The organism is Streptomyces finlayi (genome assembly GCF_014216315.1).
GTDB lineage: Bacteria > Actinomycetota > Actinomycetes > Streptomycetales > Streptomycetaceae > Streptomyces > Streptomyces finlayi_A.
Map to the genome: position 1 here is coordinate 2,831,924 of NZ_CP045702.1, position 18,557 is coordinate 2,850,480.

General features: G+C 70.1%; 14 protein-coding genes. 6 read left to right on the forward strand and 8 right to left on the reverse strand.

Annotation, left to right across the window (positions count from 1 at the left end):
- Positions 1–28: 28 nt before the first annotated feature.
- The gene (locus F0344_RS12910; RefSeq protein WP_185298933.1) at positions 29–1,183 is read right to left on the reverse strand and encodes an adenosine deaminase; all 1,155 of its coding nucleotides are present in this window, start codon (positions 1,181–1,183) and stop codon (positions 29–31) included.
- Between the two features lie 103 nt (positions 1,184–1,286).
- Between F0344_RS12910 and F0344_RS12915 the strand changes: the two genes are divergently transcribed.
- The gene (locus tag F0344_RS12915; RefSeq protein ID WP_185298934.1) at positions 1,287–2,048 is read left to right on the forward strand and encodes an alpha/beta fold hydrolase; all 762 of its coding nucleotides are present in this window, start codon (positions 1,287–1,289) and stop codon (positions 2,046–2,048) included.
- A 225-nt stretch (positions 2,049–2,273) separates the two neighbouring features.
- Positions 2,274–3,854, forward strand: coding sequence for an IS1182 family transposase (locus F0344_RS12920; RefSeq protein WP_185298508.1), 1,581 nt, complete (start codon positions 2,274–2,276; stop codon positions 3,852–3,854).
- An 82-nt stretch (positions 3,855–3,936) separates the two neighbouring features.
- Here the strand turns inward: F0344_RS12920 and F0344_RS12925 are convergent, their stop codons facing one another.
- On the reverse strand, positions 3,937–4,890 hold the full coding sequence (locus F0344_RS12925) for a LysR family transcriptional regulator (protein WP_185298935.1): 954 nt from the start codon (positions 4,888–4,890) through the stop codon (positions 3,937–3,939).
- Positions 4,891–4,952: 62 nt separating this feature from the next.
- On the opposite strand from F0344_RS12925, the gene F0344_RS12930 reads away from it, so the two are divergent.
- From F0344_RS12930 to F0344_RS12940, 3 genes are all read left to right on the forward strand, one after another.
- Positions 4,953–6,248 carry an MFS transporter gene (locus tag F0344_RS12930; protein WP_185298936.1) on the forward strand — a complete coding sequence of 432 codons (1,296 nt, stop codon included), beginning with the start codon at positions 4,953–4,955 and terminating at the stop codon, positions 6,246–6,248.
- 113 nt (positions 6,249–6,361) lie between these two features.
- A complete protein-coding gene (locus tag F0344_RS12935; RefSeq protein WP_258049912.1) occupies positions 6,362–7,051 on the forward strand; it encodes a L,D-transpeptidase family protein in 690 nt (229 codons plus the stop codon).
- Between the two features lie 93 nt (positions 7,052–7,144).
- Complete coding sequence (locus F0344_RS12940) at positions 7,145–8,134, forward strand: sigma-70 family RNA polymerase sigma factor (protein WP_185298938.1); 990 nt, start codon at positions 7,145–7,147, stop codon at positions 8,132–8,134.
- Positions 8,135–8,431: 297 nt separating this feature from the next.
- Here the strand turns inward: F0344_RS12940 and F0344_RS12945 are convergent, their stop codons facing one another.
- Positions 8,432–8,806: an STAS domain-containing protein gene (locus F0344_RS12945; protein WP_185298939.1), complete on the reverse strand. Its 375-nt coding sequence runs from the start codon at positions 8,804–8,806 to the stop codon at positions 8,432–8,434.
- 214 nt (positions 8,807–9,020) lie between these two features.
- On the opposite strand from F0344_RS12945, the gene F0344_RS12950 reads away from it, so the two are divergent.
- The gene (locus F0344_RS12950; protein WP_445585673.1) at positions 9,021–12,365 is read left to right on the forward strand and encodes a S8 family peptidase; all 3,345 of its coding nucleotides are present in this window, start codon (positions 9,021–9,023) and stop codon (positions 12,363–12,365) included.
- Between the two features lie 78 nt (positions 12,366–12,443).
- Here the strand turns inward: F0344_RS12950 and F0344_RS12955 are convergent, their stop codons facing one another.
- From F0344_RS12955 to F0344_RS12975, 5 genes are all read right to left on the reverse strand, one after another.
- Positions 12,444–13,721, reverse strand: coding sequence for a thymidine phosphorylase (locus F0344_RS12955; RefSeq protein ID WP_185298940.1), 1,278 nt, complete (start codon positions 13,719–13,721; stop codon positions 12,444–12,446).
- Between the two features lie 305 nt (positions 13,722–14,026).
- Entirely contained in the window at positions 14,027–14,425 is a 399-nt protein-coding gene (locus tag F0344_RS12960) for a cytidine deaminase (RefSeq protein WP_185298941.1), read from the reverse strand.
- A complete protein-coding gene (locus tag F0344_RS12965) occupies positions 14,422–15,711 on the reverse strand; it encodes an ABC transporter permease (RefSeq protein ID WP_185298942.1) in 1,290 nt (429 codons plus the stop codon). Before F0344_RS12965 ends, F0344_RS12960 begins: the two co-directional genes overlap by 4 nt.
- Positions 15,708–16,823: an ABC transporter permease gene (locus F0344_RS12970; RefSeq protein ID WP_185298943.1), complete on the reverse strand. Its 1,116-nt coding sequence runs from the start codon at positions 16,821–16,823 to the stop codon at positions 15,708–15,710. Before F0344_RS12970 ends, F0344_RS12965 begins: the two co-directional genes overlap by 4 nt.
- On the reverse strand, positions 16,820–18,442 hold the full coding sequence (locus tag F0344_RS12975) for an ABC transporter ATP-binding protein (RefSeq protein ID WP_185302657.1): 1,623 nt from the start codon (positions 18,440–18,442) through the stop codon (positions 16,820–16,822). Before F0344_RS12975 ends, F0344_RS12970 begins: the two co-directional genes overlap by 4 nt.
- Between the last annotated feature and the right edge of the window lie 115 nt (positions 18,443–18,557).

Consider the following 18,557-nt stretch of genomic DNA (forward strand, 5'->3'; position numbering starts at 1 on the left):
TGCCCCGGCCGTTTCCCTTACCGCTCGATCAGCCGGTCTTGGCCGAAGAACCGCTGGTCGTGGCGGTCTGGCGGAAAAGCCACTCGGACTTCAGCTCCGCGTATCCGGGCTTGACGACGTCGTTGATCATCGCCAGACGTTCATCGAAAGGAATGAATGCTGATTTCATCGCATTGACGGTGAACCACTGCATGTCGTCGAGCGTGTATCCGAAAGTCTCGACCAGCCGCTCGAATTCCTGGCTCATGCTCGTACCGCTCATCAGCCGGTTGTCCGTATTCACGGTGGCGCGGAAATGCAGCTTCCGGAGCAGCCCGATGGGGTGCTCGGCGTAGGACGCGGCCGCTCCGGTCTGGAGGTTCGAGGTCGGGCAGAGCTCCAGCGGGATGCGCTTGTCGCGTACGTAGGAGGCCAGCCTGCCGAGGGTCACGGTGCCGTCGTCGGCGACCTCGATGTCGTCGATGATCCGGACCCCGTGACCGAGGCGGTCCGCGCCGCACCACTGGAGGGCCTGCCAGATCGACGGCAGGCCGAACGCCTCACCCGCGTGGATCGTGAAGTGGTTGTTCTCGCGCTTGAGGTACTCGAACGCGTCGAGGTGCCGGGTGGGAGGGAAGCCCGCCTCGGCACCCGCGATGTCGAAGCCGACGACGCCGAGATCCCGGTAGCGGTTGGCCAGCTCGGCGATCTCCAGGGCGCGGGCGGCGTGCCGCATGGCCGTGAGGAGGGCGCCGACGCGGATGCGGTGCCCGTTGGCGCGGGCACGGTTCTCGCCCTCGCGGAAGCCCTCGTTGACCGCCTCGACGACCTCTTCGAGGGCCAGGCCGCCTTCCAGGTGCTGCTCGGGGGCGTACCGCACCTCGGCGTAGACGACGCCGTCCTCGGCGAGGTCCTCGGCGCACTCGGCGGCGACCCGGATCAGGGCCTCACGGGTCTGCATGACGGCGCAAGTGTGGGCGAACGTCTCCAGATAGCGCTCCAGCGAACCGGAGTCGGCCGCTTCGCGGAACCAGACGCCCAGCTTGTCGGGCTCCGTCTCCGGCAGTGCGTCATAGCCCCGGGCGAGGGCCAGATCGACGATCGTGCCGGGGCGCAGGCCGCCGTCGAGGTGGTCGTGGAGCAGCACCTTGGGCGCACGCCTGATCTGCTCGGGACTGGGAACGTTGAGGGTCTGGCTCGTCATCTGGGCACTCTAACGCCTACGCGCGTAGAATGCTGGGCGCCGATACGTAACAGAGACCGCGAAGTCAGGTGGAGTACACCTCCCCTTCTGACACTGTTCTGTCATGGCACTGCGCGCACTTCCCCTGCCTGCCGCCAGGCTGGGACGGGCCGTCCTCACGGCCGGAACACCACCCGAGGTCAGCGGCGTCGCCCTGCTGCTCCCGGACGGAGAAGCGGACTCGCACCGCAGACCGTCCCCCTTCTCGTACGCCGTCCAGCTTCCGTTCGCCCGGCATCTCGCCCGCGAGGGCCGGCCGGACGGACTGGCCGTCCATGTCGTGCGGTACCGCTGGCGCGGCTGGAACGCCACGGACGCCGACCTGGCGGCCGACGCGCAGTGGGCGGCGGACGAGGTCGTACGGCGCTACGGCGACGTCCCCGTCTGCCTGGCCGGGCACGGCATGGGCGGCAGGGCTGCGCTGCGGGCCGCCGGGCACGCGGCGGTCACCTCCGTGCTGGCGATGGCCCCGTGGCTGCCCGAGGGAACCGCCGACGAGGCGGAGCCGGTACGGCAGTTGGCGGGACGACGGGTGCTGATCGTGCACGGCACGAACGACGAACGCATCGATCCGGAGCTGTCCTTCCGGCTGGCCGCGCGGGCGAAGAAGTCCAACCGGGACATCTGCCGGTTCGAGGTCCACTCCGACGGGCACGCGTTGCGGCAGCACCGGGCCGAAGTGATGGCGCTGGCCGCGGACTTCGTACGCGGCTCCCTGTTCGCCCGCTCGTACACCCGCCCGGTCGCCGACGCGCTGGCGGCTCCCCCGCCGCTGGGCCTGCGGATGCCGCTGGCGGGGGGCTTCGGACGGTCGTTGCGGCACTAGGTCCTGTCTGGAGTTCCAGCGCGGGAGAAGGAGCGGCGTCCGGTGCCGTCGAATCCAAGGCGGAGGAGGGAGCGATGGCGGAGCCCTCGCGACTGACGACAACGCCGGAGGCGGCGGTGCCGGACGCCGCGACGCCGCGGGGGAACTCCAGACAGGACCTAGAAGATTGCTGAAAATATTGGGTTCTGGCCCCGCTCCGGGTGGAGTGGGGCCAGTCTTGTGTTCATGCAGGGGGAATGGGCTGGGGAGAGCGTCGGCGAGGACGTGTGGGAGACGTGCCGGGAGTTGATCCCGGCCGGGAGTGTGTTCGCGTTTCTGGCTGAGCATCGCGAGGTCATCTTCCCCGGTGCCATGTTCACGGACATGTATCCCTCGACGAACGGGCGTCCCTCGTTGCCGCCGCAGGTGCTGGCCGCCACGGTGGTGCTCCAGAGCCTGCACGGGCTCTCGGATTTCGAGACGGTGCAGGAGTTGCGCTGCGATCTGCGCTGGAAGGCCGCGTGCGGACTCGGGCTGCATGACACTGCGTTTGATCCGTCATTGTTGACGTATTTCCGTCGTCGACTGCAGCGCTCCGGTGACCCGAACCGGCTGTTCGCGAAGGTCAGGGAGGTCGTCGCGGCCACCGGTGTGCTCAAGGGGAAGCAGCGCCGGGCGCTGGACTCGACGGTGTTGGACGACGCGGTCGCCACCCAGGACACGGTCACTCAGCTGGTCGCCGCGGTCCGCCGGGTGGTCCGCGAGGTCCCGGGCGCCCAGCAGGTCGCCGACCGGTGGTGCACCGCCCACGACTACACCGATCCGGGCAAACCGAAGATCGTCTGGAACGACGAGCAGGCCCGCGCCGATCTGGTCGATGCCCTGGTCACCGACGCACTGAACCTGCTGGGCCGGCTGCCCGAGCAGGAGCTGGGAGAGGCTGCGGCGCACGCGGTCGGCCTTCTCGCGCTGGTCGCCGGGCAGGACGTGGAACCCGTCGACGGCTCCGACGGGCGGGACGGGCGGTGGCGCATCGCCCGTCGCACGGTCTACGACCGCACCGTTTCCACGGTCGATTCCGAGGCCCGGCACATCCACAAGAACCGCTCCCGCCACCAGGAGGGTTTCCGTGCCCATGTGGCGTTCGAGCCCGAGGAAGGGCTGTTCACCGAGGTCGCGCTGACCGCCGGCAGCGGAGCCCACAACCACGAGGCAGCCGTCGCCCGGGATCTCCTCGCCGACGAGGAATCCCCGGTCACAGTCCTGGGCGATGCCGCTTACGGCACCGGCGAGTTACGCGAGCACCTGCAAGAGCAGGGACACCACCTGGTCCTCAAGCCACCACCGCTGCGGCCGGCCGTCCCCGGCGGTTTCACCGCCGACGACTTCGACGTCGACACCACGAACGGGCAGGTCACCTGCCCGGCCGGACACACCGTTCCCCTTGGCCAGGTCCGCCGGGGCGGCGAACGCCAGGCCCAGTTCAAGAAACTGTGCACCGGCTGTCCGCTGCGGGAACACTGCACGAAGTCCAAGACCGGCCGGGTCTTCACCGTCCACGCCAAGTACGACCTGCTCAAGGCCGCCCGTGACGAGGCTGCCACCAGCCCCGGCTGGCAAGCCGAGTACCGGCGTTGGCGGCCACCGGTCGAACGGGCCATCGCCTGGCTCGTCGCCAGGGGCAACCGCAGAGTGCCCTACCGCGGCGTCCTGAAGAACGACACCTGGCTCCACCACCGCGCAGCAGCCCTCAACCTCCGCCGACTGATCCACCTCGGACTCACCCGAACCGGCGACACCTGGGCCCTCACCCCGCCCACCGCATAGCGAAAGGGCCGCCCGGCCCACGGCCGGACAGCCCCCACAACAAGATCTTCAGCAGCTTTCTAGGGCGGCGGCGGGGTGCCGCTCAGTCCGGCAGCAGGTGGCCCCGGCGTGACAGCAGGAAGCGCTTGAAGGCGGCGACCGGCGGCGTGTCCGGGTGGCCGTCCAGCCACGCCACCCCGATCTCCCGGGCCGCCCGCGGCGCCGTGACCGTCAGTTCGACGACCCCCGGGCGCGCCACCGCCGGCGGCGGCAGGAGGGCCACGCCCAGGCCCGCCGCGACCAGCCCGCGCAGGGTCTCGGCCTCCTCGCCCTCGAACGCGACCCGGGGCCTGAAGCCCGCCTCCGCGCACAGGTCGTCGGTGATCCGCCGCAGGCCGTACCCCGGTTCGAGGGTGACGAAGGTTTCGTCGGCGGCCTCCGCGAGCCGCACCCGGCGGCGGGAGGCGAGCCGGTGGTCGTCGGGGACGACCAGGCGCAGCCGCTGTTCGTCGAGGCGGCGTGCGACCAGGTCCGGGGCGTCCGGCACGGGCGAGGTGAGGCAGAGGTCGAGGCTGCCCGCGCGGAGCCGTTCGAGCATCGCCTCGCCGTAGTTCTGGACCAACTGGAAGCGGACCCGCGGATGGTCGACGCGGAAGGCGCGGATGAGGGCGGGCACCGTCTCGGACCCCATGGTGTGCAGGAAGCCGAACGCGACCTTGCCCGCGGTCGGGTCGGCGTCCGCGCGTACGGAGTCGGCCGCTTTCTCCACCTCGGTGAGCGCCCGGTCGGCGGAGGCCAGGAACGTACGGCCGGCCGGGGTGAGGGAGACCGTACGGCCCTTGCGTGCGAACAGGGCGACTCCCAGGTCCTGTTCCAGCCTGACCATGGCGCGCGAGAGCGTGGACTGCGGGACGCCCAGCTCGTGCGCGGCACGGGTGACGTGCTCGTGGCGGGCGACCGCCTCGAAGTACGCGAGGCGTGGAGCGAGCACGGCGCGGATGTCTTCTTCGTAACTACTCGGTGACAGCCGGGGCTGTGGCCTGTGTTCATGCGCCATGGGAACGATTATGACGAGTTCGCGCATTGGACGCATGAAACCGGGCGGCCTACTTTCGACGTATGCCTCCTGCCAGTACCGAGGCGTCCATCCGAACGGTGGACGCCCCCGCACCCCCCTCCTCCCCGGTCGCCGCCCAGCGCCTGGAGCCCGGCCGCCCCGGTTACCGCCGGATGAGTTTCGCGCTCTTCGCCGCCGGAGTCGCGGCGTTCGCGCTCCTCTACTCCACCCAGGCGCTGCTGCCCGCCGTCTCCGCCTCGTTCGGCGCCACGGCCGGTCAGGCGAGCTGGACGGTCTCCGCGGCGACCGGCGCGCTCGCGCTGTGCGTCCTGCCGCTGAGCGCCCTCTCCGAGCGTTTCGGCCGGCGCCGGATGATGACCGCCTCGCTGACGGTGGCCGTGCTGGTGGGACTGCTCATCCCCTTCGCCCCGTCCCTCGGCTGGCTGATCGCCCTGCGCGCCGTCCAGGGCGCGGCGCTCGCCGGACTGCCGGCGTCCGCGATGGCGTACCTGACGGAGGAAGTGCGGCCCAGGGCGCTGATCGCCGCGATCGGCCTGTTCGTGGCGGGTAACAGCATCGGCGGCATGAGCGGCCGTATCGTCACCGGCTGGGTGGCCCAGGTCTGGGGGTGGCGGGCGGCGCTCGGCGCGGTCGGGCTGCTCGCGCTGGCCTGCGCGCTCGTCTTCCACTTCATGATCCCGAGGGCCCGGCACTTCACACCCGGCTCGCTCAACCCGAAGGCCCTGGCCAGGACGGTGGGCACACACCTCGCCGATCCGCTGCTGCGCCGCCTGTACGCGATCGGCGCCCTGTTCATGACGGTGTTCGGCGCGGTCTACACGGTGATCGGCTACCGGCTGGCCGGGGAGCCGTTCAACCTTCCTCAGGGCGTGATCGGTTCCATCTTCCTGGTCTATCTGGTGGGTACGGCCTCCTCCGCCGCGGCCGGCAAGCTGGTCGGCAGGCTCGGCCGCCGGGGCGCGCTGTATCTGGCCGTCTCCACCACGGCCGCCGGCCTGCTGCTCTCACTGGCCGACCAGCTGACGGCCGTCCTTCTCGGACTCGTCCTGATCACGGCGGGCTTCTTCGCCGGGCACGCGGTCGCCTCCTCCTCGGTGAGCCGGGCGGCGACGACCGGCCGCGCCCAGGCTTCCGCGCTCTACCAGTCCACGTACTACCTGGGCTCCAGCGCGGGCGGCACCCTCGGAGCGCTCGCCTTCCACGCCGGGGGCTGGGCCGGGACCGTGGCGCTGGGACTGCTCGCCGTCATCGGCGTCGTATCGATCACGCTGTACGGGACCCGGGTGGCACGCGCGGAACGGCGCCTCACCGTACCGGCGGTCGCGCTACCCAACTGAGACCTTCGCGCGCACAACTGGCGCTCCTCTTCGCGCGTCTAAGCAGGCGGTACCAACACACTGCGCGCGAAGAGGAGTTGGCGCACATGGGAGTCATAAGGAACATTTCAGGCATGCGGATACGGCGGGGCGTGGCCCTGTCCGTCGCCGGACTGATGGCGGCACCGGCCCTCGTCCTGAGTACGGGAACGGCAGCGCAGGCGGCGTCCTGCACGACCTCCACCGGGCCGTACCAGAAGAAGGTCGAGAAGTTCCTGGGCCGTCCGGTCGACGGCAGGCAGTCGCCCACCGACTGCAAGGCGATCCGGGCCTTCCAGGCGAAGCACGGCATCACCCCGACCATCGGATACGCCGGACCGATCACCTGGCGCACGATGAACACCATGCTCGCCCAGAAGGCGGCCGGGAAGAATCCGAACACGGCCAGGAAGTGCCCCACGAACAAGGGGCGCATCGCGTGCGTGGACCTGACAAGGCAGCTCAGCTGGGTCCAGGACGGCTCGAAGCTGAAGTACGGCCCGGTGCCGGTACGGACGGGGCGCAACGGCGCGGAGACGCGTACGGGCTCGAGCAAGGTCTACTGGCGCAGCATCAAGCACTGGTCGACGATCTACCACGTGTGGATGCCGTACTCGCAGTTCTTCGACGGCGGCCAGGCGTTCCACTCGGTCACCAAGAGCATGTACAACCCGCCCGGCTCCGGCGGCTGCGTCAACATGCGGTCCAAGGACGCGAAGGCATACTGGAATCTGCTGCGCAACGGCGACGACGTCTACGTGTACGGACGCAAGCCCGGGACGTGAACGGGTGTGGCGCTTCCCGCCTGATTGTCAGTGGCCTGCGGTAGCTTCCACAGTGCTGAGTGAGTGGTGTCACAGCGCAACAGGGGTGGAGCGATGAGTGATCTGAGCGCGACGGCCGATATCGACAGCCGTCTGGAGGGACACCGGGTCGAGCTGACCGGCTACTGCTACCGGATGCTCGGCTCGGCCTTCGAGGCCGAGGACGCGGTCCAGGACACGCTGGTGCGTGCCTGGCGCAACTTCGACAAGTTCGAGGGACGCTCCTCGCTGCGTTCCTGGCTGTACCGCATCGCGACCAACGTCTGCCTGGACATGCTCAACGCGGGCAACAAGCGGGCCAGGCCGGTGGATCTGACGGGCCCGACGCCGCTGGCGCAGGCCGCGCTCAACCCCCTGCCCGAGAACACCTGGCTGGAGCCGATGCCGGACGGCCGCATCCTGCCGTCGGTGGCCGATCCGGCGGAGGCCGCCGTGGCCCGCGAGTCGGTGCGCCTCGCCTTCGTCGCCGCGCTCCAGCACCTGCCGCCCAAGCAGCGGGCCGTGCTCATCCTGCGCGAGGTACTGGCCTGGAAGGCGAGCGAGGTCGCCGAGCTGCTGGAGACCTCGGTCGCCTCGGTCAACAGCGCCCTCCAGCGGGCGCGGGCGACGCTCACGGAGACGGAGGGACGGCCCCCGGACACGGCGAACCCTCTCGACGAGGAGCAGCGCAAGCTCCTGGAGCGGTACGTGTCGGCCTTCGAGGGGTACGACATGGCGGCGCTGACGGCGCTGCTCCACGAGGACGCCGTGATGACCATGCCGCCGTTCGACCTCTGGCTCCAGGGACAGAACGACGTCACCGGCTTCATGCTCTCCGTCGGTGCGAGCTGCGCGGGTTCGCGGCTGGTGGCGACCCAGGCCAACGGGACCCCGGCGTTCGCGCACTACAAGCCGAATCCGGACGGCCCCGGATTCGTCCCGTGGGCGGTGCAGGTCATCGACATCGAGGACGGGGCGATCACCGGGATGCACTGCTTCCTGGACACGCCCCGGTGGTTCCCGCTGTTCGGACTGCCGGACCATCTGGACGCCGATCCGGCGTGAGGCTCCGCAGGCCGGCCGTGATGGTCCGGGCGCTGCTGGTGGCGGGCGACTGGGGCCAGACGCTCCGGCTCGACGAGCCCGCCGCCACCACCACGGAGCCCGGGCCGGGTCCCGCTTCCTCGGCCGGTCCCGACCCGGGGCCGCGGCCCGAGAGCGGCCGACGCCGACCGTCGTCCCCCGCGTCGGCGGTGGAACGGCTACGAAGGCGGGTACACAACCCCCGGCGGCGCGCCTGTACGTCTGTGCCGTGGCCCGCTGACACCGGCGACACCGGGTGGCACCCGCCGGGCCCGCCCGTCACACGGCCTGGTCCCGCGCCCGGCCGGGGTCGGCCGGGCCCAGCACCTCGCCCAGCCCGGTCAGATCGAGGAGCGTCCTGAGCTCGGGCGGTACGTTGCGCAGCCGCAGCTCCCGGCCACCCGCCCTGCGCACGATCAGCCCCAGCCGGGCCAGCGCCTCGACCAGGGCCAGATCAGGACGTACGACTCCGCCCACGTCGCAGTCCACCGCGGGGACGGGCCCGGAGGCGTCCCCCGCGGGGCCGTACAGCAGTGTCTCCAGCTGGGCGCAGAGTCTCGACACGTCGGCCCTGGTGACGCGGCCGGATACGACGAGCTCTATCGGGGTCATGGCGTCCACATGAGAGAGACCGGCACGGAAGCCGAAACTCATCGGAGGCCGGTGCGGGCAACTCCGCCGACGGCCACCACGCCCTTCGCCGGTGAGGGCTGAGCGGTGCCTTCCCGCCAACTCCGTTTTGATGCGCCACTGTTGTGCAACCCAGCGGCGCCTTTCTCCCTCTTGAACCGTGAACCGGTGGCACTGGACGTCACAGCTGCCCCGGACCCGCGGTTCCCAGGAACCACTTCATTCTCCAGGGGGAGAGTTGCGCAGACACGTCAAGAGCGCATGCGTATCGACCATCGCCGCGGCAGCTGCCGTGGCACTCGCGGCGGGGATGACCACCCCGGCCGCGGCACAGCCGGACCGCGCCCCGGCCGGCGGCGAGCGAGCCGCTGCCACGCATCACCTCACTCTCATCACCGGCGACCGCGTCCAGGTGGACGCCAAGGGCCGGATCGTGGGATTCGAGCCCGCGAAGGGCCGCGAGCGCATACCCGTGCAGAAGCAGACACGCGGCGGGCACACACTCGTCGTGCCCGCCGACGCGCGCCGGCTGATCTCGACCGGCAGGCTCGACCAGCGGCTGTTCGACGTCACGGAACTGAGCCGGCCGGAGAACCGGCGGGCCCAGCACCAGGGCCTCCGCCTGATCGTCGGCTACCGGGGCGCCCAGGCAGCCGCGGCGAAGGCCGAAGTGAGGGACGCCGGCGGCACGACCGTCGGCAGGACCCTGAAATCGCTGAACGCCCAGTCGCTGACGACTCCGAAGGCCGACGCGCCCGACATCTGGCAGGCGCTCACCGACACGTCCGGCGGCGGCCGGCGCACAACGGCGGCGGGCATCGACCGGGTCTGGCTGGACGGTGTCCGCCGGGCGAGCCTCGACAAGAGCGTCGCGCAGATCGGTGCGCCGACGGCCTGGGAGGCCGGTTTCACCGGCAAGGGCGTCAAGATCGCTGTCCTGGACACCGGCGTGGACGCCACCCACGCCGACCTCAAGGACCAGGTCGTCGCGCAGAAGAACTTCTCCGACGCCGCCGACGCCCTGGACCGTTTCGGCCACGGTACGCACGTGGCGTCGATCGCCGCCGGTACGGGCGCCGCATCGAACGGCACGTTCAAGGGCGTGGCTCCCGATGCCGAGCTGCTGAACGGCAAGGTGCTCGACGACAACGGTTACGGCAACGACTCCGGCATCCTGGCCGGCATGGAATGGGCGGCCGCGGAGGGCGCCGACATCGTCAACCTGAGCCTCGGTGGCGGGGACACTCCCGAGATCGACCCCCTTGAGGCGGCGGTCAACAAGCTGTCGGCCGAAAAGGGCATCCTGTTCGCCGTCGCGGCGGGCAACGAGGGCGAGGGCGGGGCCTCCACCGTCGGCTCCCCGGGCAGCGCGGACGCCGCGCTGACCGTCGGCGCCGTCGACGACAAGGACGTGCTGGCGCCGTTCTCCAGCCGTGGCCCGCGCATCGGCGACGGCGCGATCAAGCCCGACGTGACGGCCCCCGGGGTGGACATCACGGCCGCCGCGGCGCCCGGCTCGGTCATCGACCGGGAGGTCGGCCAGAAGCCCCCGGGCTACCTGACCATCTCCGGTACGTCGATGGCGACACCGCACGTCGCGGGCGCCGCGGCCCTGCTGAAGCAGCAGCACCCCGCGTGGAAGTACACGGAGCTGAAGGGTGCGCTGACGTCCTCTTCAAAGCCTGGCGCGTACACCCCGTTCGAGCAGGGCTCCGGCCGGATCGCCGTCGACAAGGCGCTCGGTCAGACGATCGTCGCGGACCCGGTGTCGGTCAGCTTCGGGATGCAGCAGTGGCCGCACACCGATGACACCCCGGTCACCAAGAAGGTGACGTACCGCAACCTCGGTACGACGGACGTCACCCTCGATCTGGCGGTGACGGGGACCGGCCCGAAGGGCAAGCCCGCTCCGGCCGGATTCTTCACCCTGGGCACGTCGCAGGTCACCGTCCCCGCGGGCGGCACCGCCGATGTGGCGCTGACGGCCGACACCCGGCTGGGCTCCACGGTGGACGGCACGTACTCCGCCTACCTCGTGGGCACTGGCGGAGGGCAGACGGTCCGGACGGCGGCGGCGGTCGAGCGCGAGATCGAGTCGTACGACGTGAAGGTCACCTACATCGGCCGCGACGGCAAGCCGGCCCGGTACGCCGACAGCGACCTCGTCGGCATCTCGGCCGCCACCGCGGGCATCTGGGCCTCCCCGGGGAACACCGGAGGCAGCGCCTCGCTCCGGGTCCCCAAGGGGACGTACGCGCTGAACGCCAATCTGTATGTGGACCCGGAGGACTCCGCCAAGGGCATCGACTGGCTCGTGCAGCCGAAGCTCGAGGTGAACGGCAAGAAGGCCGTCACGCTTGACGCGCGCACGGCCAAGTCCGTGAACATCACGCTGCCCGAGAAGTCGGTGACTCCCCTGCTGGTGGCACCGGAGTACACCATCAGTTCCGCGTCCGACTCGTTCACGTTCGGCTGGTTCCTGGACACGTACAAGGGCTTCCGGACCGCGCACCTCGGCCCCAAGATCACCGACGGTTCGCTCGCCCAGCACTGGGTGGGCAGCTGGTCCAAGGGGTCGTCCGCCGAGTACGACATCGCGCTCGGCGGCCCGGCACAGCGGTTCGCCACCGGCTACGCGCGCAAGCTCACGGCCGGCCAGTTCGCCAAGGTGAAGATCGCCATGGGCGCACCGGCCCGCAAGAAGACCGGAGAGGTCACGGCCTGGGGCACACTGCCCAGCATGACCGGCGGCACGGCCACCTCGACGACGCAGAAGCTCCCCAGCACCCGCACGGTCTACGTCTCGACCGTCGACAAGGCGCGGTGGAACTTCGACTTCTCGCAGCTCGGCGGCGCCGACGAGGACGGCCGGCCGATGTACGAGTCGAACTACTCGCTCGGTGACCCGCGGGCGTACGCGGGGGGAAAGACATACACGAAGACCGTCAACAGGGCGGTGTTCGGTCCCCTGCTGGACGACTCCTACGGCCTCTCCCGCACGGAGAACGAGATCACCGGTAAGGTGCCGCTCCTCGCCGACGGCAACGGGAACGCCGGATCGTCCGAACTGACCTCGGTCAAGACGGTCCTGTACCGCAACGGCAAGAAGTTCGCCCAGAACAAGGACGCGCTGTACGGTGAAACGCCGTTCGTGGTGCCGTCCGGTGCGGCCGAGTACACGCTGAAGACCTCGGTGCGGCGCAGCGACAGGATCGGTGCGGCCTCCACCAGGATCGACGCGGGCTGGACGTTCCGGTCCAAGAGGACGAGCGACGCCGAGCTCCCGGCCTCCATGGTGCGCTTCACGCCCACCGTGGGCGCGGACAGCAAGGTGGTGGCCGGCAGGGCCGCTTCCGTGCCGGTCCAGGTGCAGGGTTCGGCTGCGGGCAGGAACCTGAAGTCACTGAAGGTGTACGTAAGTTACAACGCCGGGAAGACCTGGAAGAAGGTCGCGGTGAAGAAGGGCGCGATCTCCGTGAAGAACCCCGCGAAGGGCAAGTCGATCTCCTTCGCGGCCAAGGTCACGGACAAGAAGGGGAACCTGTCCACGGTGGCCGTCTACAACGCCTACTACGGCAAGTAGGACCACCCACCGCAGGACAGCGGCCCGCTCGGACGATCTCCTCGTCCGGGCGGGCCGTTCGCGTACGGTGCCGTGCCGCTACGCGATGCGCTCGCGCACCACCGGGGCAGGAGTGAACTCCGTGCCGGCGGGGGCGACGTCATAGGAGTCCGGGAGCGCCTTCAGTGCGTACTCGAACTTCTCCGGGGTGTCCGTGTGCAGCGTCAGCAGGGGCTGGCCCGCCGTGACGGTGTCGCCGGGCTTGGCGTGCATCTCGACGCCCGCGCCCGCCTGCACCGGGTCCTCCTTGCGGGCGCGGCCCGCACCGAGGCGCCAGGCGGCGACGCCGATGTCATAGGCGTCCAGGCGGGTCAGTACGCCGGAGGAGCGCGCGGTCACCACGTGCTGCTCGCGGGCGACCGGCAGCTTCGCGTCCGGGTCACCGCCCTGCGCGGAGATCATGCGGCGCCAGACGTCCATGGCGGAACCGTCGGCGAGGGCCTTCTCCGGGTCGGCGTCCTTGAGACCCGCCGCGTCGAGCATCTCCCGGGCGAGGGCGAGGGTCAGGTCGACGACGTCCTTGGGGCCGCCGCCGGCCAGGACCTCGACGGATTCACGTACCTCCATGGCGTTGCCCGCGGTCAGTCCGAGCGGGGTCGACATGTCGGTGAGCAGGGCGACGGTGCGTACGCCGCTGTCGGTGCCCAGCGCGACCATGGTGGAGGCCAGTTCGCGGGCGTCCTCGATGGTCTTCATGAAGGCGCCGGAGCCGACCTTGACGTCCAGGACCAGCGCGCCGGTGCCCTCGGCGATCTTCTTCGACATGATCGAGCTGGCGATGAGCGGGATGGCCTCGACGGTCCCGGTGACGTCACGGAGCGCGTACAGCTTCTTGTCCGCGGGGGCCAGACCGTCACCGGCCGCGCAGATCACCGCGCCGGTGCCCTCCAGAACGCTCAGCATCTCCTCGTTGGAGAGGTGCGCGCGCCAGCCGGGGATGGACTCCAGCTTGTCGAGGGTGCCGCCGGTGTGGCCGAGACCGCGGCCGCTGAGCTGCGGCACGGCCGCGCCGCAGGCGGCGACGAGCGGGGCCAGCGGAAGGGTGATCTTGTCGCCGACGCCACCGGTGGAGTGCTTGTCCGTGGTGGGGCGGGAGAGCGCGGCGAAGTTCATCCGCTCGCCTGAGGCGATCATCGCGGCGGTCCAGCGGGCGATCTCGGTGCGATTCATGCCGTTCAACAGGATCGCCATGGCCAGCGCGGACATCTGCTCGTCGGCGACCTCGCCGCGGGTGTACGCGTCGATGACCCAGTCGATCTGTTCGGGTGTCAGCTCGCCGCGGTCCCGCTTGGTGCGGATGACGGAGATGGCGTCCATGGGCGGGGAGTCCTTCCGGCCGGGGTGCTACGCAGGAGTCCGATTGACTCTACGCGCATAGAGGTTTGAGCGGACACCGGGCGGACCCGGAACGGGCCCGCCCGGTGTCCGGAGGGAGACAACGGCTTCTAGGGCGTGTTTCGAAAGTCCCGCCTGCTCGGCGACGCCTGGCACGCACGCTCGCCGCGTTGTCGGGATCACCCCGATACATCCAGTATCGGGGCGACCCTCCGCCTTGCGATCGCACGCACCAGACGCCGCCGAGCCCGCCCTCCGGGCGGACGGCGCTACTTTCGAAACACGCCTTAGGCCAGGTGCCCGGGGCCGAACGCCTGCGGAAGCATCTCGTCCAGCGTACGGAAACCGTCCGGGGTCTCCAGGACGAGTTCGGGTCCGCCGAACTCGTACAGCAGCTGCCTGCACCTGCCGCACGGGACCAGGACCGCGCCCGCCCCGTCCACACAGATGAAGTGGGTCAGCCGGCCGCCGCCGCTGGCGTGCAACTGGGAGACCAGCCCGCACTCGGCGCAGAGCCCGATGCCGTACGAGGCGTTCTCGACGTTGCAGCCGACGATCGTACGGCCGTCGTCGACCAGGGCCGCCACGCCGACCGGGTAGCCCGAGTACGGCGCGTACGCCCGGGACATGGCGTCCCGGGCGGCCGCGCGCAGCGCCTCCCAGTCGACGTCCGCGGCGGCCGTCACTTGCCCTGGCCCTTGCGGTAACGCATGCCGTCGGCCTTGGGCATCCGCAGCCGCTGCGCGGAGAGCGAGAGCACGAGGAGCGTGACGACGTACGGCGTGGCGCTCACGAACTCGGTCGGCACCGTGTCCGTGCCGAGGTACCAGACGAGCACGGCGGCGGCGATCGCGGCGCTGATCACACCGGGCACATAGCTCTTGCGGTAGAGCTTCCAGGCCGCGAGGCCCGCCAGCATGACCACCAGGAGCAGCAGCAGCGCGTGGACGGACTCGCCGCCGTTGCGCAGCTGGAGCGCGTCGGCGAAGCCGAACAGTCCGGCTCCCATCGCGAGCCCGCCGGGCCGCCAGTTACCGAAGATCATCGCGGCGAGACCGATGTAACCCCGGCCGCCGGTCTGGCCCTCGTTGTAGATGTGCGAGGTGACCAGCGACAGGAACGCACCGCCGAGACCGGCGAGGCCGCCGGAGACGATCACGGCGACGTACTTGTAGAAGTACACGTTGACGCCGAGCGATTCCGCCGCGATCGGGTTCTCGCCGCAGGAGCGCAGGCGCAGACCGAACGAGGTCTTCCACAGGACGAAGAACGTGGCGATGAACAGCACCACGGCGACCAGCGTCAGCAGCGACACGTTGGTGACCAGGCCGCCGAGGATGCCGGCCACGTCGGAGACGAAGAACCAGTGGTGCGTCTCGACCGAGTGCAGCCAGTCCGAGATGCCCGGGACCGTCACCGTCGTGATCTCCTCGGCCGGAGGCGACTGCTTGGGGCTGCCGCCCTTCGCCGCGGCCTCACCGGAGTTGAACCAGAGCTTGGCGAAGTAGGTGGTGAACCCGAGCGCCAGGATGTTGATGGCGATACCGGAGATGATGTGGTCGACGCCGAAGGTGACGGTGGCGAAGGCGTGCAGCAGCCCGCCGAGCATGCCGCCGACGACACCGGCGAGCACGCCGAGCCACGGGTCGGTCTGCCAGCCGGCCCAGGCACCGAAGAAGGTCCCGAGGATCATCATTCCCTCGAGGCCGATGTTGACCACGCCGGCCCGTTCGGCCCAGAGGCCGCCGAGACCGGCGAGACCGATCGGCACGGCCATCGCGAGGGCGGCGCTGATCTGGCCCGCCGACGTGACGTCCTGGGCGCCGGTGATGGAGCGCACCGCCGACAGCGCGAGCAGCCCGCCCGCGATGATCAGGAGGATGACGGGGAACGAGAAGCGCTTGCGCCCGCCCTTGCCACCGGAAACCTTGGGGGCTGCGGGCGGCGGGGTGGAAGTCGCCGTGGCGGTCACGCCGACACCTCCTGCTGGTCGGAGTTACGGGCGGCCTGTGCGGCGAGTTCCGCGCCGACCTTGCTCTGCTGGCGCTTGAGGCCGTAGCGGCGGACGACTTCGTAGGCGATGACGACGCACAGGACGATGACGCCCTGGATGACGCCGACGATCTCCTTGTCGTACCCCTCGAACTCGAGCTTTCCGGTGCCGCGTTCGAGGAAGGCCCACAGGAGAGCGCCGAGGGCGATGCCGACCGGGTGGTTACGGCCGAGCAGCGCGATGGCGATACCGGTGAAGCCGATGCCGACCGGGAAGTCGCCGCTGTACTCGAAACTGTCGTTGAGCAGCGTCGGCATACCGATCAGGCCGGCCATCGCGCCGGAGATGAGCATCGACGTGACGACCATCTTCTTCACGTCGACACCGCTGGCCTCGGCGGCCGAGCCGGACTGGCCGACGGTCCGCAGGTCGAAGCCGAACCGGGTGCGCGAGAGCACGAACCAGAAAGCGACGCCCGCGACGGCCGCGACGACGATGAAGCCCCAGACCGGGGTCGGCGTGGTCGGGAACTCGAAGAAGTGCGAGGACTCCGGGATCGGCTTGGTCGAGATCTTCGTACCGGCCTCGTCGAGGTGACCGAGTCGGCCCTGCTGGAGCAGATAGCCGATGATCGCCGTCGCGATGGCGTTCAGCATGATCGTCGAGACGACCTCGCTGACGCCGCGGGTGACCTTCAGGACACCGGCGATACCGGCCCACATCGCGCCGACGATCATCGCGGTGAGGATGATCAGCGGGATCTGCAGGGCGCCCGGCAGGGTCAGCGCACCGCCGAGGGCGGCGGCGAAGAAGGCGGCGAGCCGGTACTGGCCGTCGACACCGATGTTGAACAGGTTCATCCGGAAGCCGACGGCGACCGCGAGACCCGCGAGGTAGTAGGTCGTGCCCTTGTTCAGGATGTAGACCTGGCTGTCCGACTTCAGTCCGTACTCGAACATGATGCCGAAGGCGTTGAACGGTTCCTTGCCCGTCGCGGCCAGGACCAGCGCGGTCACCAGGAAGGCGACCACGATCGCGAGCAGCGGGGCCGCGATCCCCAGGAGCAGCCGCTCCTTGTCGAACTTCTTCATCGGTCCTCTCCCCCGTCGGGGTCGTTCACGGCGCGGGTGTCGTCCGCACCGGGTGCGGCGGGTGCGCCGTCCTCGGCCGGGGCTTCCAGGTGTCCGCTCGCCGCGCCCGTCATGGCGGAGCCGAGCTCCTCGGGGGTGATCGTCGCCGGGTCGGCGTCGGCGACCAGCCGGCCGCGGTACATCACGCGCAGGGTGTCGGAGAGCCCGATCAGCTCGTCGAGGTCGGCGGAGATGAGCAGCACCGCCAGGCCCTCACGGCGCGCTTCGCGGATCTGGTCCCAGATCTGCGCCTGCGCGCCGACGTCCACACCACGGGTGGGGTGGGCGGCGATCAGCAGCTTCGGGTGGTGGCTCATCTCGCGGCCGACGATCAGCTTCTGCTGGTTACCGCCGGAGAGCGAGGCCGCGGTGACCTCGATGCCGGGGGTGCGGACGTCGTACTCGCGCACGATCCGCTCGGTGTCGGCGCGGGCCGCCTTCAGGTCGAGGAAGGCGCCCTTGCTGTTGGGGCGTTCGGTGACGTGACCGAGGATGCGGTTCTCCCAGAGGGGTGCCTCCAGGAGCAGACCGTGCCGGTGGCGGTCCTCGGGGATGACGGCCATGCCGTTCTCGCGGCGCTTGCGCGTGGCGGCGTGGGAGATGTCCGTGCCCTCCAGGGTGAGGACGCCGGTGTCCAGTGCGCGCATACCCATGATGGCGTCGACCAGTTCGGACTGGCCGTTGCCCTCGACGCCCGCGATGCCCAGCACCTCACCCTTGTGGATGGTGAAGGCGACGCCGTCGAGCACGGCGCGCACCACCCCGTCCGGGTCGGTGGCGGTCAGCCGCAGGTCGTCGACGGTCAGCATGGGCACGTCGGTGACCGTGGACTCGCGGGTCTCCGGCGACGGCAGCTCGCTGCCGACCATCAGCTCGGCGAGCTGCTTGGTCGTGGTGTGCGCCGGGTCGGCGGTGCCCACGGTCGTACCGCGCCTGATGACGGTGATCTCGTCGGCCACGGAGAGCACCTCGCCCAGCTTGTGCGAGATGAAGATGACGGTGAGGCCCTCGGCCTTGAGCTCGCGGAGGTTGTCGAACAGCGCGTCGACCTCCTGCGGCACGAGGACGGCGGTCGGCTCATCGAGGATCAGCGTGCGCGCGCCGCGGTAGAGGACCTTGAGGATCTCCACACGCTGCCGGTCGGCGACCCCGAGGTCCTCGACCATGGCGTCCGGGCGGATGCCCAGGCCGTACGCCGTGGAGATCTCGTCGATCTTGGCGCGGGCCCGGTCTCCGATGCCGTACAGCTTCTCGGAGCCGAGGACGACGTTCTCCAGGACGGTCAGGTAGTCGGCGAGCATGAAGTGCTGGTGCACCATGCCGATGCCGCGGTCGATGGCGTCGCCGGGGTTGCTGAACGAGACCTGCTCGCCGTCCACCGCGATGGTGCCCTCGTCCGGCTTCTGCATGCCGTACAGGATCTTCATCAGGGTGGACTTCCCGGCACCGTTCTCGCCGACGAGGGCGTGCACGGTGCCGCGGCTCACGGTGATGTCGATGTCGTGGTTGGCCACGACTCCGGGGAATCGCTTGGTGATGCCGCGGAGCTCTACGGCATGAGGACTGCTGGACGCTTTGATGGCGCACTCTCCTTGGCAGGAGCGGAGGGCGGAGGCGGTGACTGGGAACGTCGGCGTGATCAGTGGGTGATCAGTGCGGGGCGTGGCGAAAAATACCGTGCCCCGCGGGCGCTAC

Coding starts and splice junctions, on each gene's coding strand:
- F0344_RS12910 (WP_185298933.1), bottom strand. CDS start 1,183: ATGACGAGCCAGACCCTCAACGTTCCCAGTCCCGAGCAGATCAGGCGT.
- F0344_RS12915 (WP_185298934.1), top strand. CDS start 1,287: ATGGCACTGCGCGCACTTCCCCTGCCTGCCGCCAGGCTGGGACGGGCC.
- F0344_RS12920 (WP_185298508.1), top strand. CDS start 2,274: ATGCAGGGGGAATGGGCTGGGGAGAGCGTCGGCGAGGACGTGTGGGAG.
- F0344_RS12925 (WP_185298935.1), bottom strand. CDS start 4,890: ATGGCGCATGAACACAGGCCACAGCCCCGGCTGTCACCGAGTAGTTAC.
- F0344_RS12930 (WP_185298936.1), top strand. CDS start 4,953: ATGCCTCCTGCCAGTACCGAGGCGTCCATCCGAACGGTGGACGCCCCC.
- F0344_RS12935 (WP_258049912.1), top strand. CDS start 6,362: ATGCGGATACGGCGGGGCGTGGCCCTGTCCGTCGCCGGACTGATGGCG.
- F0344_RS12940 (WP_185298938.1), top strand. CDS start 7,145: ATGAGTGATCTGAGCGCGACGGCCGATATCGACAGCCGTCTGGAGGGA.
- F0344_RS12945 (WP_185298939.1), bottom strand. CDS start 8,806: ATGAGTTTCGGCTTCCGTGCCGGTCTCTCTCATGTGGACGCCATGACC.
- F0344_RS12955 (WP_185298940.1), bottom strand. CDS start 13,721: ATGGACGCCATCTCCGTCATCCGCACCAAGCGGGACCGCGGCGAGCTG.
- F0344_RS12970 (WP_185298943.1), bottom strand. CDS start 16,823: ATGAAGAAGTTCGACAAGGAGCGGCTGCTCCTGGGGATCGCGGCCCCG.